Raw genomic sequence first — 15,246 nt, 5'->3', positions numbered from 1 at the left:
CAAAACGTTCTCAAAAACTTCCAAACGGACTATAGATCCGCTTTATGCAGGGATCGCGCTTTGCCTTTGGTCCGTTCGTGCTTGATCCGGATGCGGGAACGCTGCTTCGGAACGATGATCCCGTTGCCATCAGCCACCGCGGGCTGAAGCTGCTTGCGGCGCTCGTCGGGCGAACGGGAGAAATCCTCGCGAAGACCGATCTGATGGACGCGGCCTGGCAAGGCATGGCGGTCGAGGAAGGCAACCTCACCGTCCAGATCGCGCGGCTGCGCAAGCTGCTCGGCTCGTCCGCCGGCGGCGGTGAATGGATTGCAACGGTTCCGCGCGTCGGTTACCGCTTCACGGGAGCCGTGCATCGGCTGAGCGGCATGAGGCGAAAAACCTTGCCGCTGCCTGATAAACCGTCGATCGCCGTGCTGCCCTTCCTGAATATCGGCAACGATCCCGAACAGGAATCCTTCGCGGACGGGCTGACGGAAGACCTTATCACCGACCTCTCCAGGATGCCCGGGCTGTTCGTCATCGCCCGCAACTCGGTCTTCGCCTACAAGGGCCGAGCCACGCACGTGCGAGAAATCGCCGAGGAGCTCGGTGTGCGCTACCTGCTCGAGGGCAGCGCAAGGCGTGCCGCCGGGCGCGTGCGCATCAACGCCAAGCTGATCGACGCGGCGAGCGGCGATCATCTCTGGGCGGATCGCATCGATCGCAGCCTGGACGATATCTTCGCGGTTCAGGACGAGGTGACGGCCAGGATCGTCGAAGCGCTGCTCGGTCGGCTGCGCGCGCCGCCGCCGCGAAATCGGCCGAAGAACCTCGATGCCTACGACCTTTGCGTGCGGGCGCGCAAGCTGATGGACGATTCCCCGCAGGCAGCCGAGGAAGCGCATCTGATGCTGACGCGCGCTGTCAGCCTCGACCCGGACTATGCCGAGGCCTATCGCTGGCTTGCCATGAACCACTGGATGGGATGGGTCCATAGCGGCGGGCCGACGGAATCGAACCGCGACGCTGCTCTGGAACTGGCGCGTAAGGCTATTGCGATCGATCCGAACGATGCCGGCTGCCGTTGGGTTCTCGCCTATCTGCTTGCTTATGCACGCGATTTCGTCGAGGCGGATGCTCAATTCGCCAAGGCAATCGAACTCGATCCGAATGAGGCGGACACCTTTGCCGCATTATCCGATATCTCGGTCCTCGCCGGACGGATCGACGAGGGGCTGGAGCATATCGGCAAGGCATTCCGGCTGAACCCCTTTCCGGCAAGCTGGTATTATCTGGCGCTCGGCCAAGCGCAGTATGCGGCGGGGAAATACGAGGCCGCTATCGAGACGCTGCGGCGGGATGAGACCTATCGCACAAGCTCACGCCGGTTCCTGGCGGCCAGCCTGGCCCAGCTCGGCCGGCTCGACGAGGCGCGTGCCGAAGCCGAACTGTTCCTCGTCGCCAACCCCCATTTTTCAACCAGTCACTGGGCGACGATGGAGCCTTTCCGCGAGGCGGCTACGCTTGAGCATTTCGTCGATGGTTACCGCAAAGCTGGGCTCCCCTGACCGCATCTCGCGTACAAGCGGCATTCGAAGGCGCCGGGCGAGCCTTAGCGTCGGGCGGCTTCCGTATTTGATTTGAATCAAGGAAGTTTGCGACGAGCGGGCAGATGATTGCGCTGTCGTCACGGCTGCAACCGCGGCCGGTCGGAGGATCGCTCGATGGCAAACACTGTTCTTCATGCTCAACCTGCAAGTTCCCCGGCGATGTCGGCGCATGTCTCCGTGCCGGTGCTCGGCGCGACGCTCGCCGCCTTCGCCACCATCTCATTCCTGCTGTGCATGCTGCTCGGTTTCATCGCCCCGGAATGGGGTCTGCATAGGCCATGGCTGCAGTTCTACCTGGGGCTGACCGGTTTCGATGTTCGAAGCTTGGCGCTCGGCATCGTTCAAAGCCTTATCTTCGGCGGCTATGCGGGTGCGCTGATTGCCACTATCTTCAATTTCATCAGCCGACGTTTCGGCTGAGGGGGAACGGAGCCGGACAGATGGCCGCCGACCGCTGCTGTTTCGATTGGATGAGCGCATTGCAGGCCGTCCTGATCGCGCTGGCGCTTCTTTTCGTTCCGGCGTCCGGCTTGCAAGCGATGCAATGCCATGACGGTTCGGTTCATGACCCTTCGGTCCAAGAGCAGTTCGAACGCTCCCCCCTCCACAGCGATGCCCATACCTGGCGTCATACCGGCTCTCAAGCACCCGACCATAAAGCCTGCTGCTCCGCGCCATGCGGTTTTTGCATTGCCGCGGTCTTGATCGACCGTCTCGAAGCTCCGGCAGCCCAAAGTTCTTTTCTTCCTTTTGCGTGGCGCAATCAGACCGGCAGCGGCCTGGCGTCTCCTCCCACGCTAGGCCCTCCTCGTTTCCCAGTCTGAGGATGCCGGATTGCGCCTCGGCGCTATCCAGTCGTTCCGCGGGCCTCCTTGCGGACACCCAGACCAATGGTCGGCACCGCCGATCCGGATAAAGGACCAACTGCAATGAATCGCCGTAATTTCTTGAATGGTCTGATGGCCGGCGCTGCAGCGCTCGGCACATCGACCGGCCTTCGACCCCTCTGCGCCTTCGCGCAGCAGGCCGGACCCTCATCCGCACCACAGATGACACCTCATGCACTCTCGATCGGCTATCGAACCATTGAGGTGAAGGGCAAGTCCGCCCGCGTCTTCGGCCTCGTCCGACCGGACGGAACGCCGGGACTCGCGTTGGACGCCGGAACGGAATTCGACGTCGTGCTGTCGAGCGCCATCGACCAGCCGACGCTGATCCACTGGCACGGTCTGACCCCGCCCTGGGCTGCAGATGGCGTCCCAGACAATCCGGCCGCACTGCTGAAGCCATCGGAAAGTCGCCACTACACCTTCCCGGTTGGCGCGGGCGGTACGCACTGGATGCACGCCCATACGCTACAGGAGCAGAACCTGCTCGCGGCTCCGCTGATCGTGCAGGCGGCAGATGACAAGCTGCGCGACGAACAGGAGGTGATCGTGCTGCTCCACGATTTCTCGTTTCTGTCGGCGGAGGAATTGCTGGCAAAGCTGAAAGGGAACGGCGCCTCCGGCGGCATGCCGGCTCACCTCGGCTCGATGCAAGGTATGGCCGGCATGCAGCATATGATGTCCGGCGACAACATGGCGGGCATGGCGACGCCGGCAATGGCCATGGATGTCAACGACATCGACTATGACGCCTATCTCGCCAACGACCAAACGCTCGACGATCCCGAGATCGTAAAGGTCGAGAAAGGCGGCCGAATCCGCCTGCGCATCATCAACGGCGCCACCGCCACCGCATTCACCATCGACACGGGGAGCCTCTCCGGGGAACTGTTTGCCGTCGACGGGCAGGGCGTGCAGCCGGTCGCCGGGACGTCCTTCCCGGTGTCGATGGGACAGCGCCTCGACATTCGCCTCAGCATTCCGAAGGATGGCGGCGCGTTTCCCGTCCTTGCTCTGCGCGAAGGAGCATTGGAACGCACAGGCGTGATCCTTGCCACGGCTGGCGCGGACGTTCGTAGGGTCGCGGACGCGGGTGACGCCAAGGGGCCAGTCCTCGGGCTCGGTCTGGAACAGCGACTACTTTCCCTGAGACCGCTGGCTGCTCGCGCCACAGACCGCCTCTTCAAGCTGTCGCTGGGCGGCGACATGGCCTCCTACGCCTGGGGCATCGACGGCGCGGACGGTCTGGTGGTCAAACGCGGCGAGCGGATCGAGATCGCCATCACCAATTCCTCGATGATGGCGCATCCGATGCACCTGCACGGGCATCATTTCCAGGTGGTCGGCATCAACGGAACCCCCGTCGCCGGCGCGGTCAGGGACACGGTTCTGCTGCCGCCGATGGCGAGCGTCGTCCTGGCGTTCGACGCCGACAATCCCGGCCGCTGGCCGCTGCACTGCCATCACCTCTACCACATGGCGTCGGGCATGATGGCCTTCGTCACCTACGACGGCATCGGTTGACGCGGCTCCGAGAACCGCGAAGCCTCCTGCGAATTCATTAGAACGAGGCATCCTCATGAACGACAATCATCCTCCGTCGGCCTGGAGCAGCTACAGCCGAACCGTCTTCATCGCCTTCGCCGCGATCGCGCTGGCCCTCATCGCATACGAACACCGTGTGCATGTCCTCGGCATCCTGCCATGGCTCCTCATCCTGGCCTGCCCGCTGATGCATCTCTTCATGCATCACGGCCACGGCGGTCATGGCGGCCATTCCGGCCAGGACCATGCCAACTATCGGGCTGGCATGAGCAAGCAGGACCGGAAGGAGGCCGACGATGTCTGACACCCCTGCCTACGGGCTCTGGAGCCTGGTGATCATCAATTCCGTGGTGTTCATCGTCTTTGCCGCGAGCTTCACGAAGCTCGGGACGAATCGGGACTGGCGGTCGCTCGGTCCTTTCTCCGCCTTCGTCGTCGCGCTCTTCACGGAGATGTACGGCTTCCCCCTGACGATCTACCTGCTGTCCGGCTGGCTCGGGCGCCAGTTCCCGGGCGTCGACTTCTGGTCGCACGACGCCGGCCACCTTCTCGAGATGATGTTCGGCTGGCGGGTCAATCCGCATTTCGGGCCGTTTCACCTCGCCAGCAATGTGCTGATCATCGCCGGCTTCTGGCTGCTCGCCTCGAGCTGGCACGTGCTCTATGCCGCTCAGCGCGAGAATCGCCTGGCGACCACAGGTCCGTACGCTCGCGTCCGGCATCCGCAATACGACGCTTTCGTTGTGATCATGATTGGATTCCTGCTGCAGTGGCCGACGCTCGTGACGCTCGCGATGTTCCCGGTGCTGGTGTGGGTGTACGTGCGACTTGCGAGGCGGGAGGAGGAGGCCTCCAGAGCGGAGTTTGGAGCTGCGTGGGACGCGTATGCCAGAACCGTTCCGCCATTTATTCCGAGGCTTGGTCATGGCGCGGATGCAGCCGGAAGCAGTCGAGGAGGAGCGGTCCATGACTGATCATCACTCGCATGAAGCCCACGCGCACGCCCATAACGATCATTATCGTCATCAGGAAGACAAGAAGCCTGTCGTGCAGGTGGGCACTGCTCCGAGGCCTCTGGAAGGCGTTATCTATACCTGCCCGATGCATCCGCAGATCCGGCAGGTCGGACCCGGCACCTGCCCGATCTGCGGCATGACGCTGGAGCCCGAGGTCGCGACCGAAGCGGCAGGACCGAGCGCCGAGCTCGTCGACATGACCTGGCGGTTCTGGATCGGTCTCGTGCTGACCTTACCGGTCCTAGCCCTGGAGATGGGAGGTCATCTCACCAACCTGCACATGCTGCTCGGCGCGCAGCTTTCCAACTGGATCCAGCTCGTGCTGGCAACGCCGGTCGTGCTCTGGGCGGGATCGCCGTTCTTCAAGCGGGCCTGGGCCTCGCTCGTCAACCGCAGCCTCAACATGTTCACGCTGATCGCGATGGGAACGGGCGTCGCGTGGGTCTACAGCGTCGTCGCAACGGCGGCACCGGACATCTTTCCTGCCACGTTCCGCGCCGCCGACGGTTCGGTTGCGATCTATTTCGAGGCGGCCGCAGTCATCACCGTGCTGGTGTTGCTGGGCCAGGTGCTTGAGCTCAGGGCGCGGGAGCAGACCGGCGGCGCGATCCGGGCGCTGCTTGATCTTGCCCCGAAGACCGCCCGCCGCATTCGGGACGATGGTACGGACGAGGACGTCGTGCTCGATGTTGTCGCAGTTGGCGACCGCCTGCGCGTCCGTCCGGGCGAGAAGGTCCCGGTCGACGGGGAGCTGCTAGAGGGGCGTAGCTCCGTAGACGAATCCATGATCACCGGCGAATCCATGCCGGTCACGAAGGAGGTAGGCGCCAGGCTGATCGGCGGCACGATGAACCAGAGCGGTGGTTTTGTCATGAAGGCGGGCAAAGTTGGACGCGACACGATGCTCTCGCAGATCGTCCGCATGGTAGCCGAGGCCCAGCGCTCCCGCGCGCCGATCCAGCGGCTCGCCGACCAGGTGTCGGGCTGGTTCGTCCCAGCGGTGATTTTGGTCGCAGTCGCTGCCTTCGTGGCCTGGGGCGTCTGGGGGCCGGAGCCGCGCTTCGCCCACGGCCTCGTCGCCGCCGTCGCCGTGCTGATCATCGCCTGTCCGTGCGCGCTGGGGCTGGCGACGCCGATGTCGATCATGGTCGGGGTCGGACGTGGCGCGAGGATGGGTGTGCTGATCAAGAACGCCGAGGCGCTGGAACGCTTCGAGAAGATCGATACGCTCGTCGTCGACAAGACCGGCACGCTGACGGAAGGCAGGCCTAAGGCGACTGCATTGAAGGCCGTCCAAGGATTCGACGAATCCGAACTCCTGCGGCTGGCCGCAACGCTCGAACGTGCCAGCGAACACCCACTCGCCGCGGCCATCGTCGCCGCGGCGCAGGAGAGGAGCCTTGCCCTGGGCGAGGCCCGCGAGTTCGACAGTCCCGTCGGCAAGGGCGTCACCGGTACGGTCGACGGGCGGAATCTCGTCATCGGCAGCCATCGGATCATGGCCGAGGCCGGCGTCGACTTGTCGTCGCTCGCGGCCGAGGCCGAGACGCTGCGCGGCGAGGGTGCGACGGTGATCTACGTAGCCATTGACGGCAAGGTGGGCGGTCTCATCGCCATTGCCGATCCAGTCAAGACGACCACGCCCGCCGCGCTGCGTTCGCTGAAGGAGGAGAACATCCGCGTCGTCATGCTGACCGGAGACAACAGGACGACGGCGCAGGCCGTGGCGAGAAAGCTCGGCATCGACGAGGTCGAGGCCGAGATCCTGCCGGAGGACAAGGGCAAGGTGGTCGCGCGGCTCCGAAGCGAAGGACGCGTCGTCGCCATGGCAGGAGACGGGGTCAATGACGCCCCTGCACTTGCCGCCGCCGACGTGGGCATCGCCATGGGAACGGGGACCGACGTGGCGATCGAGAGCGCGGGCGTCACGCTGCTGAAGGGCGACTTGCAGGGGATCGCAAAGGCCCGCAAGCTCAGCCATGCGACCATGAGCAACATTCGCCAGAACCTGTTCTTCGCCTTCATCTACAACGCGGCGGGCGTGCCCATCGCTGCAGGCGTACTCTATCCCGCCTTCGGGCTGCTGCTCTCGCCGATCATCGCGGCCGCGGCCATGGCGCTGTCATCGGTCAGCGTCATCGGCAACTCGCTCAGGCTGCGCCGTTCGGCCATCGACTAGGTGACCTGCGGCTCGCCCGCTGGACACGGCATTCGCATCCATCCTGTTCCCGGCAAGCGGGCGCGGATAGAACCAGCCAAAGGAGAAACGACATGGGAATGACAATGCCAAATGTTATCCTGCTGGCCGCGGCGATTGCCGTCGGCAGTGCAGAGCTCGCCCTTGCGCAGACGAGCGGGGCGGATCCCCATCATCCTGCGGACCCGGCGCAGGCGACTCAGCCGTCGGGAATGGAGGACACGACCGTGCAAGGCCAGGGCGCGATGCCGGGCGGATCAGGCATGATGCAGTCCGGCATGATGGGACAAGGCAAAGGCAATACGATGCCAATGCAGTGCATGATGATGCAGCCTGGCGCGGCCGGGGGCATGCCGATGCAGCCCGGCATGATGGGGGCGATGCCAACGATGGCTATGCGCGGACCCATGATGAAGATCATGTTCGCGATCGCCGACACCGACGGGGATGGCGCGCTGTCCTTCGAGGAGGTGACGGCGATCCACAAGCGGATCTTCGGTAGCGTAGACGCCAACAAGGACGGCAAGGTCACACCCGAAGAGATGCAGACGTTGTGGAGGCCATAGCGGAGGCGACCCCGAAGGCCCTGTCGCGAAGCCTCCAAGGATATGATAGGATCGAAATGCATTCACCACGGGAGGGGTAAATGCGCCGTGTCCTTCTGACTTTGCTCCTTTGCGCGCAGTCCGCATCGATGTCGGCGGCGGCCGAGCTTGCCGTATTCCACACCGCTTCGTTCGGCGGCAGCCGGTCGGTCAGCCTCAGTCTAGCGGAGGGAACTGCGTCCCGCGATCACGCCTTCGACTTCGACGTCGTCATCACGCTGTCGGAATTCGACGGTGGCGGGGCTGTGCTCTATCAAGACGGAGGAAGACACAAGGCGAGGGTGCGATGCGTTTCGCCCGCCATGGTCCGGATCAATTCCGCCGACTATGCGGTTGACGTTTCGGCGCGGCCGGGAACCGACTGGAAACACGATCTCTGGTCAGCGCTCTGCAACGCCCCGCTCTCCTGATCGGCATTGCGGCATGCTTTGTTCAATCGACGCGTTAACCCTTCGGCGGGCGGATTTCCATGAACACGTATGAGGCACCGATCCCCGACGGGATCGCATAAACGTCGTAGGACGCCTGCGGGTCGTCGCCCATTCCCAACGAACCGGACGGCATGCCCGGCACGGCCAGTCCCCGGAGCGGCGGCCGCTCCCGCAGCAGTCGCTGGACGGCCTCGAGTGGCACGTGTCCCTCGAGGTAGTATTCCTCGACGACGGCGGTGTGGCATCCCACCAAGTCGGCGGGAACGCCCAGCCGAGCCTTTACCGCGGCGAGGTCGTCGGTGTTGTGGGCATCGACGGAATATCCCGCCGCAGCCATAGCCTTCAACCATTCGTGACAGCAACCGCAGTTCGGATCCTTGTAGACCGTCATTCTCGCCGTTGTGGCGGCGAAGGCCCCTCCGCCACGAAGCGCAAGGGCGGACGCCGCCATTGCGATGAAGCTTCTCCTGTGCATCGTCTCCACTCCTCGATGCCCTGTCGCCCGGATGTATCCGAGCGACAGGGAGTGCGTTATTTTACTTCGGTGACGGTCAGCTTGCCATTCACGCGTTCGGCAACGAACTCGATGCTCGATCCTTCCTTCAGCTTTTCGAGCAGAGCCGGGTCCTCGACGCGGAAGACCATCGTCATCGCCGGCATGTCGAGGTTCTTCAGGTCCTCGTGCTTGATGGTGACCTTCTTCGCCTTGGCGTCGACCTTGTTGACCACGCCCTTGGTGAACTCCGCAGCAAACGCACCGAAGGCTGCACTGAAAGAGAGCAGGGCGGCTAGGCTGATTTTGATCATTGCAGTTTTCATTTCATGGCTCCTTTTGCGCGTTACTTCCCGGCGACGGTGACGTCGCCGTGCATGCCGGCTTCGTAGTGGCCGGGAATCAGGCAGGCGAACTTGAACTCGCCGTCGGTGGTGAACTTCCAGACGATCTCGCCGGATTGACCGGCCGGAAGGCGGATGGAGTTGGCGTCGGCATGTTCCATTTCCGGGAACTTTTCCATCACCTTCTTGTGCTCCAGGATCTTTTCCTCCTGATCGAGCACGAATTCGTGGTCGACGGTGCCGGCGTTCTTGATCGCGATCTTGATGGTCTGTCCCTTGCGAACGTTGAAGACCGCGGGCGTGAACAACATCCTGCCGTCGTGGGTTTCCTTCATCGTGACGCGGATCGTCTGTGTCGCCTTGGCCTTGTCGCCAGGCTCTCCGACAGCCATTTTCTCGCCGTGACCGCCGGCGTGATTGCCGGAGGCGAGGGCAGGGGTTGCAAGCGCGGCGAGTGCCAGTGCCATTACATAATTCTTCATGCGTAGATCCTTTTTGATGTGGGATACTGAATCTCAGCCGTTCGTCGGCTTCGGCGTGATTTGCGTCTTCGCGTCTTTGGCCCTGGCGGCGTCCGGCAGCTCGCCAGTCCACTCCCAGGCCTGCGTTCCGGGCGGGTTCTCGTACCAGCCCGGATCGGAGTAATCGTCCGCCGAGATGCCCTCGCGGACCTTCACGACCGAGAACATGCCGCCCATCTCGATCGGGCCATGCGGCCCCCAGCCGGTCATCATCGGAACAGTGTTCTCGGGAATGGGCATTTCCATTTCGCCCATATCGGCCATGCCCTTGGTGCCCATTGGCATGTAATCCGGTTGCAGCTTCCTGATCTTCTCGGCGAGCTTCGACTTATCCGCGCCGATGAAGGTCGGGATGTCGTGGCCCATCGCGTTCATCGTGTGATGCGACTTGTGGCAGTGGATCGCCCAGTCGCCGAGGTATTTGGCGTCGAACTCATAGGCGCGCATGGCGCCGACGGGGATATCGATGCTCACCTCCGGCCATCGAGCCTCGGGCCGCACCCATCCGCCATCCGTGCATGTCACCTCGAAGTCATAACCATGCATGTGAACCGGGTGGTTCGTCATCGTAAGGTTGCCGACCCGCACTCGCACGCGGTCGTTCCTGGAAACGACCAGCGGGCTGATGTCCGGAAACACGCGGCTGTTCCAGCACCACATGTTGAAGTCGGTCATCTCCATGACCCTCGGCACATACGAGCCGGGATCGATGTCATAGGCGTTGAGCAGGAAGACGAAGTCGCGGTCGACGCGCATGAACGCGGGGTCCTTGGGATGGACAACGAAGAAGCCCATCATGCCCATGGCCATCTGCACCATCTCGTCGGAATGCGGGTGGTACATGAAGGTGCCCGACTTCACGAGATCGAACTCGTAGACATAGGTCTTGCCGACCGGAATGTGCGGCTGCGTCAACCCGCCGACGCCATCCATGCCTGACGGCAGAATCATGCCGTGCCAGTGAATCGTCGTGTGTTCCGGCAGCTTGTTGGTGACGAAGATGCGCACCCGGTCGCCTTCGACCGCCTCGATGGTCGGACCCGGAGACTGGCCGTTATAGCCCCAGAGATATGCGGTCATGCCGTCGGCCATCTCGCGTTCGACCGGCTCTGCGACGAGGTGGAACTCCTTGACGCCGTTGTTCGTCCGGTGGGGCAGGGTCCAGCCGTTGAGGGTGACGACCGGCTGGTAATCCGGGCCGGAAGTCGGATGGAGCGGCGGCTGCATGTCCGCCGACTCCATTGTCGCGGCGTCGGGCAGACCCATCGCCGAGGTTTTCGTCCAGGCGCCGGCCGCCAACAGGGATGCGCTCGCACCGAACAGTTGTCGTCTGTTGAACATGGTGGGTTCCTTTCTCAATGGCCGCCGCCGCTGCTGCCGGAAGCAGCGGCGACTTCGGTCTCTGCCGGCGCGCTGGTCGCGCCGCCGCCGTAAATCGCAGGCGCAAGGTTGGCTTCGGCGAGCCAGAAATCGCGCTTGGCGTTGACGGAGAGCAGGATGGAGTTGATCTTGTCGCGCGTGTCGGTGAGCAGCTCGAAGGTGTTGGAGATCATGCCGTTGTAGGTCAGGAGGGATTCCTCCTCGACCTTGGTGCGCAGCGGCACGACATTGTTGCTGTAGTGCCGCGCGATGTCGTAGTTCGAGCGATAGGCCTCGTATGCCGAGCGTGCTTCCGAGCGGACGTTGACGGCCTTCTCCGCGAGCTGGTTTGCCGCCCGCATATAGGCCAGCTCGGCCTTGCGCATCCGCGCCTTGCCGGTGTCGAAGATCGGGATCGCGAACTCCAGCTCGACCTGGCCGGTGGTTCTGGTGATCTTCTCCTCGTCCTCGATTTCCCGTTCCGTTTCGAAGCCAGTCAGGATCTCGAGATCGGTGACATAACGCGTCGCTTTGGTGAGCCCGTACGACCTTGCGGTTGCCTCCAGCTCAAGCTTCGCCACCTGAAGATCGATGCGGTTCCTCAGAGCCTCGGCCTCGATCGTATCGCGTCGGGCGACGGCCTTGGGCAGCGGCGGCAGGCTGTTCGGAATCTGGTAGTCCAGGTCGGCCCCCCAGAGACCCATCAGCCGTGTCAGTTCCTCCTTGGCGAGACGAGCTGCGAGGCGCGCCTTCGCGGTCTCGCCGGCGAGCTCGGCGACGAACACATGTTCGCGCGCCTGGGCGCCCTTGGTCATCGCGCCAGTCTCGCCAAGTTTCTCCGCAAGTTCGGAAGCAGCGTCCGCCGTCGCCTGGGCGCGTTGCAGCTGCCCGACATTCTCCCAGGCGGCCACCGCCCCGATCCAGGCGCCCCGCGTCTCGGCGGCGACCTGTAGCGTTCTTACGGCAGCGGTCAGTTGCGCCTGGCGGAAGCGGGTGTCGGCGATCGCCACGTCACGGTTCCTCGTCGCAAGCGCCAGGATGTTCGTCGTGATCATCCCCTCGATGGTCTTGAAGGCCTCCAATCCAGGTGTGCCGAAGCCTGTCGTGCCGATGGAGACTGTCGGGTTGATGAGCATGGTCGACTGCCAGGCATCGGCCGCACTGTCGCCGAGATCGGCGTAGGCAGCCTGAAGGCCCTTATTGTTGAGCAGGGCGATCTGAACCGCCGTCTCGACGTCGAGGATTTTCCGTCGCGCGAGCAGATTTTTGACCTCTGCGGCGACAGAGCGCGCCTGAACCTGGTTCTGGATCCAAACCGTTTGCTTTGCCGTCGCTATTGCGGTCTTGTCGGCAACGGAAGCGAACCCTGCTTGCTTGCTGGAATATTCGGCGCCCGTGACGCAACCGCTCAGCACCAGCGGGACCGCCAGCACGGACGTTAATTTTCTGAGGCCGATCATGAGGCGTCTCCTTTCGCGGGAGACTGCAGATCGTTCTGTCTACGCCACGGCTTGGGATCGACGGGCTGCCTGCCAACATAGCCCGAAACCGGCGACCGATATGCGATAGGGCGCGGCGAGGGCTGTTCGATCGCGGCGGAAGATGCCACCACGTCGGGAGGAAGCGTGGATGCGCAGCCGCCGATGACAAGCGGCAGCCCCACCACGAAAAACGAGCGTTTCATTATGAAATTTCCGAATAAGAGATAACCTACGGGCGCTCGCCCGAAGCCAGGCGGCGACCGAATGGACCCGATCGAGCGGGCGCGTCTCTATTCAGATATTCGGAGGGCGGTGGAGCGGCGGCTGTTCGCCGAAGGTCGTGCGGTCGTCCAGGAACTGCCGGATCGAGGTTACAACTGGCCCACCGACGTAGGGGCTTTCACAAATGATGCCGAGGCCGCCGCAGAAATCCTTGCAGCATTCCTGCTTGACGAGCTTCGATGGACCTCCATCGTCATCGGGCATATCGATGCGCGAATGGTCGTGGTGGCCCGCTTCCGCCAAGTCGTGGCCTTCATGGGACGGCATCATCTCTGCGGCGGCGACGCGCAGTTCCGGGAATGCTGAGCCATGCATCGCCGCACTGGCGTTCGCCAACGAGTACCCGGCCAGTGATACAACGATCACCAGCCGCATCATAACGAGCAACATGCTCACTGTGATTCGGTACATCTTTGCCATTCCCGAAGAGCTACAGGTAATGCAGCCCGTTTTCAATCGCGGACCTAGCTATTGCCGACATGAGTCCTTAATATGACGCATCCCGCGGGGTTGAGGCTGGCCACTTAGACGTTTTTTGCTGGCCGCGGCAGCAGCATCCGGTCCACTGTCTCGTCACGGGCGACCAGCGTGTGCCAGGCCGCTGCGGCAAGATGCAATGCCACCATCGCCAGGATGATCTTCGAGCCCACGACATGGTAGTGTGCGATTCCGAACCAGAAATAGCTGGCGACGCCCCCCATGCAGGCCTGTCCGATGATTGCGGCGTAGAAGACGTGATGAAGCGCCGTGGCGATCCGTCCGGTCCATGTGCCGGGCGCGGCAGGCTCGGGCGGCTGAAATATGCGGAGAACGAGCCGCACGCCCATCAGCAGGCCAATGCCGATCCCCGCGTAGTTGTGGAGCTGATGCTGGACGACGTCCCACGCAGACGGCGTCATCCCCATGTGGACTGCATGATGGATTCTCTCGATGCTGCCGCCAGTCAGATACTGCACCGGCACCATGAAGGCGACCAGCCAGTGAAGCCCTATCTGAACGAGCGAATAGCCGCCTCTCATTAATCCACTCCGAGCCAGAGCCGCAGATTATTCGGCGGCGGTTAACGCTTCGTCATCGGCCCATTGCCGAGAACATCGGGGAGGGTATCCGCCCTCTTGCTGCCCAGATGAGAAGGGATATGCGTGGAAGCGGGATCACGTCGGCTTGGGAAATAACTCTATGAGACGGACCTTTTTCGTGACGACTTTTGGACTGCTCCTTGCCATGGGAGCCGCTCTCTTGACGACAGTCCCGTCGCCGGCCGCCGAGGATGTCGTGGCGCTTCGGCAGGCGGACATGAAGGCCATGGCCGCCGCGGCAAAGACAATTTCCGGCATGTTTAAGGATCCGGCGAGCTACAAGGCAGCCGAGTTCCGATGGGCAGCAGACACCATCCGCGACAGATCCGGCGTCGTTCTTTCCGAACACTTCGTATCCGAGGCGACCAGCCCGCAATCAAAGGCCAGGCCGAACATTCTTGAGGAGCGCGAGCGGTTCGACCGCATCGCAAACGACCTGCGCGACTACGCCATCGCGCTCGACGCCGCTGCGCAGAATAATCCGGGACCGATGCCTGCCGACATGCGCATGAAGCCTGGAGAGGCCATGGGCAGCGGCCCGCTCGGCACTCACGTCCGAAGCGAGCAGGAGCTGTCGGCAATGCCGGCGGAGCACGCCTTTCACCTCATGCTGCAGACCTGCACGACGTGCCACGCCCGCTTCAGGGCGCAATAAGCACAACTGGTGTCAAGCAGCCATATTCGAAGCCGCCGACATCACATCCCGAGGCGCGGGACCGCCGAACAAGTTGCGCCCACCTTCCTCGACTTCCGTGAAACACCAGCGCACGACGCCATCGCGGTCGAGCAGGAATTCGCCGACAAGCTGGCCATGGCCGGTGGCGATCATCCGCGTATCGTCCTCCGTGAATTCGTAGCCGTCGGCCTTGTCGAGATAGTCGATCGCCGCCATCACATCCATGGGCTCCGGCAGCTCGCCCGGCATGTCGATCCGCATTGAGGACATCGTGCTCATGCTGACCTTGTGCGGCCATTCGTTCTCGGATTCGGTGAACTCGATATTCGGCAGGCCGAAGGCTCTGTGCGATACCCGTTCGGGGTCGGAGGCGGCCAGTAAATTGGGAAGCGGGTGGTAGCGGAAATAGAGGCGCGCTCGCTCGATTGGCGTATTGACGACTGTCAGGCTGTCGATGCCTTTCTCCTGCAACGCACCGGTGAGTTCGGCCATGGCGGCGATCTGCCGGCGGCAGAAGGGGCAGTGTAGGCCACGAAACAAGCCGACGAGCACCGGCTTCTGACCGCGGAAATCATCGATGGCGATCTTGCCATGGCGGGTGATCGCATCCAGCACCACGTTGGGCGCGCGATCTCCAGGCTGTAATGGTTTATCGGCGTGGTTCTCCTGCATTGTTAGTTCCTCCCTGTATGTTTCTGAATTATCTGGTCTAATTGATGCAGAGCTAGATACGAAGCC

The 15,246-nt window shown here is 62.9% G+C and carries 19 protein-coding genes; 10 read left to right on the top strand and 9 right to left on the bottom strand.

From position 1 onward, the window contains the following. The first annotated feature begins 44 nt into the window (after nt 1-44). The 9 genes from J7U39_RS08525 (at nt 45) to J7U39_RS08485 (ending at nt 8,252) form a co-directional block, all read left to right on the top strand. Entirely contained in the window at nt 45-1,550 is a 1,506-nt protein-coding gene (locus J7U39_RS08525) for a winged helix-turn-helix domain-containing tetratricopeptide repeat protein (RefSeq protein ID WP_210631348.1), read from the top strand. Nucleotides 1,551-1,706: 156 nt separating this feature from the next. Further along, nucleotides 1,707-2,012, top strand: a complete 306-nt coding sequence (locus J7U39_RS08520; RefSeq protein WP_210631347.1) for a hypothetical protein — start codon at nt 1,707-1,709, stop codon at nt 2,010-2,012. A 20-nt stretch (nt 2,013-2,032) separates the two neighbouring features. Next, a complete protein-coding gene (locus tag J7U39_RS08515) occupies nt 2,033-2,416 on the top strand; it encodes a hypothetical protein (RefSeq protein ID WP_210631346.1) in 384 nt (127 codons plus the stop codon). Between the two features lie 105 nt (nt 2,417-2,521). After that, complete coding sequence (locus J7U39_RS08510) at nt 2,522-4,003, top strand: multicopper oxidase domain-containing protein (RefSeq protein ID WP_210631345.1); 1,482 nt, start codon at nt 2,522-2,524, stop codon at nt 4,001-4,003. A gap of 55 nt (nt 4,004-4,058) precedes the next feature. Further along, nucleotides 4,059-4,328, top strand: a complete 270-nt coding sequence (locus J7U39_RS08505; protein ID WP_210631344.1) for a DUF2933 domain-containing protein — start codon at nt 4,059-4,061, stop codon at nt 4,326-4,328. Next, the gene (locus J7U39_RS08500; RefSeq protein ID WP_210631343.1) at nt 4,321-4,998 is read left to right on the top strand and encodes an isoprenylcysteine carboxylmethyltransferase family protein; all 678 of its coding nucleotides are present in this window, start codon (nt 4,321-4,323) and stop codon (nt 4,996-4,998) included. Before J7U39_RS08505 ends, J7U39_RS08500 begins: the two co-directional genes overlap by 8 nt. A gap of 127 nt (nt 4,999-5,125) precedes the next feature. Beyond that, nucleotides 5,126-7,219 carry a copper-translocating P-type ATPase gene (locus tag J7U39_RS08495; protein ID WP_247241757.1) on the top strand — a complete coding sequence of 698 codons (2,094 nt, stop codon included), beginning with the start codon at nt 5,126-5,128 and terminating at the stop codon, nt 7,217-7,219. Nucleotides 7,220-7,311: 92 nt separating this feature from the next. After that, nucleotides 7,312-7,803, top strand: a complete 492-nt coding sequence (locus J7U39_RS08490; protein WP_247241737.1) for an EF-hand domain-containing protein — start codon at nt 7,312-7,314, stop codon at nt 7,801-7,803. Between the two features lie 80 nt (nt 7,804-7,883). After that, a complete protein-coding gene (locus J7U39_RS08485) occupies nt 7,884-8,252 on the top strand; it encodes a hypothetical protein (protein ID WP_210631341.1) in 369 nt (122 codons plus the stop codon). 34 nt (nt 8,253-8,286) lie between these two features. Here the strand turns inward: J7U39_RS08485 and J7U39_RS08480 are convergent, their stop codons facing one another. From J7U39_RS08480 to J7U39_RS08445, 8 genes are all read right to left on the bottom strand, one after another. After that, nucleotides 8,287-8,748, bottom strand: coding sequence for a DUF411 domain-containing protein (locus tag J7U39_RS08480; protein WP_210631340.1), 462 nt, complete (start codon nt 8,746-8,748; stop codon nt 8,287-8,289). A 56-nt stretch (nt 8,749-8,804) separates the two neighbouring features. Beyond that, a complete protein-coding gene (locus tag J7U39_RS08475) occupies nt 8,805-9,092 on the bottom strand; it encodes a copper-binding protein (protein WP_210631339.1) in 288 nt (95 codons plus the stop codon). Nucleotides 9,093-9,112: 20 nt separating this feature from the next. Further along, nucleotides 9,113-9,592 carry a plastocyanin/azurin family copper-binding protein gene (locus tag J7U39_RS08470; RefSeq protein WP_210631338.1) on the bottom strand — a complete coding sequence of 160 codons (480 nt, stop codon included), beginning with the start codon at nt 9,590-9,592 and terminating at the stop codon, nt 9,113-9,115. A gap of 33 nt (nt 9,593-9,625) precedes the next feature. Next, complete coding sequence (locus J7U39_RS08465; protein ID WP_210631337.1) at nt 9,626-10,972, bottom strand: copper oxidase; 1,347 nt, start codon at nt 10,970-10,972, stop codon at nt 9,626-9,628. Nucleotides 10,973-10,986: 14 nt separating this feature from the next. Beyond that, the gene (locus tag J7U39_RS08460; protein ID WP_210631336.1) at nt 10,987-12,450 is read right to left on the bottom strand and encodes a TolC family protein; all 1,464 of its coding nucleotides are present in this window, start codon (nt 12,448-12,450) and stop codon (nt 10,987-10,989) included. Further along, the gene (locus tag J7U39_RS08455) at nt 12,447-12,674 is read right to left on the bottom strand and encodes a hypothetical protein (protein WP_210631335.1); all 228 of its coding nucleotides are present in this window, start codon (nt 12,672-12,674) and stop codon (nt 12,447-12,449) included. Before J7U39_RS08455 ends, J7U39_RS08460 begins: the two co-directional genes overlap by 4 nt. A gap of 91 nt (nt 12,675-12,765) precedes the next feature. Then, the gene (locus J7U39_RS08450; protein ID WP_247241736.1) at nt 12,766-13,164 is read right to left on the bottom strand and encodes a hypothetical protein; all 399 of its coding nucleotides are present in this window, start codon (nt 13,162-13,164) and stop codon (nt 12,766-12,768) included. A gap of 113 nt (nt 13,165-13,277) precedes the next feature. Continuing rightward, complete coding sequence (locus tag J7U39_RS08445; RefSeq protein WP_210631333.1) at nt 13,278-13,772, bottom strand: cytochrome b/b6 domain-containing protein; 495 nt, start codon at nt 13,770-13,772, stop codon at nt 13,278-13,280. A gap of 160 nt (nt 13,773-13,932) precedes the next feature. Between J7U39_RS08445 and J7U39_RS08440 the strand changes: the two genes are divergently transcribed. Then, nucleotides 13,933-14,487, top strand: a complete 555-nt coding sequence (locus tag J7U39_RS08440; protein WP_210631332.1) for a cytochrome c — start codon at nt 13,933-13,935, stop codon at nt 14,485-14,487. Between the two features lie 12 nt (nt 14,488-14,499). Here J7U39_RS08440 and J7U39_RS08435 read toward each other — a convergent pair whose 3' ends face one another. Continuing rightward, a complete protein-coding gene (locus tag J7U39_RS08435) occupies nt 14,500-15,180 on the bottom strand; it encodes a peroxiredoxin-like family protein (RefSeq protein WP_210631331.1) in 681 nt (226 codons plus the stop codon). Nucleotides 15,181-15,246: the final 66 nt, after the last annotated feature.

This window comes from Rhizobium sp. NLR16a, assembly GCF_017948245.1.
Lineage (GTDB): Bacteria > Pseudomonadota > Alphaproteobacteria > Rhizobiales > Rhizobiaceae > Rhizobium.
The sequence above is the reverse complement of the archived record's forward strand: the minus strand, read 5'-3'. Positions and strand labels throughout refer to the sequence as shown.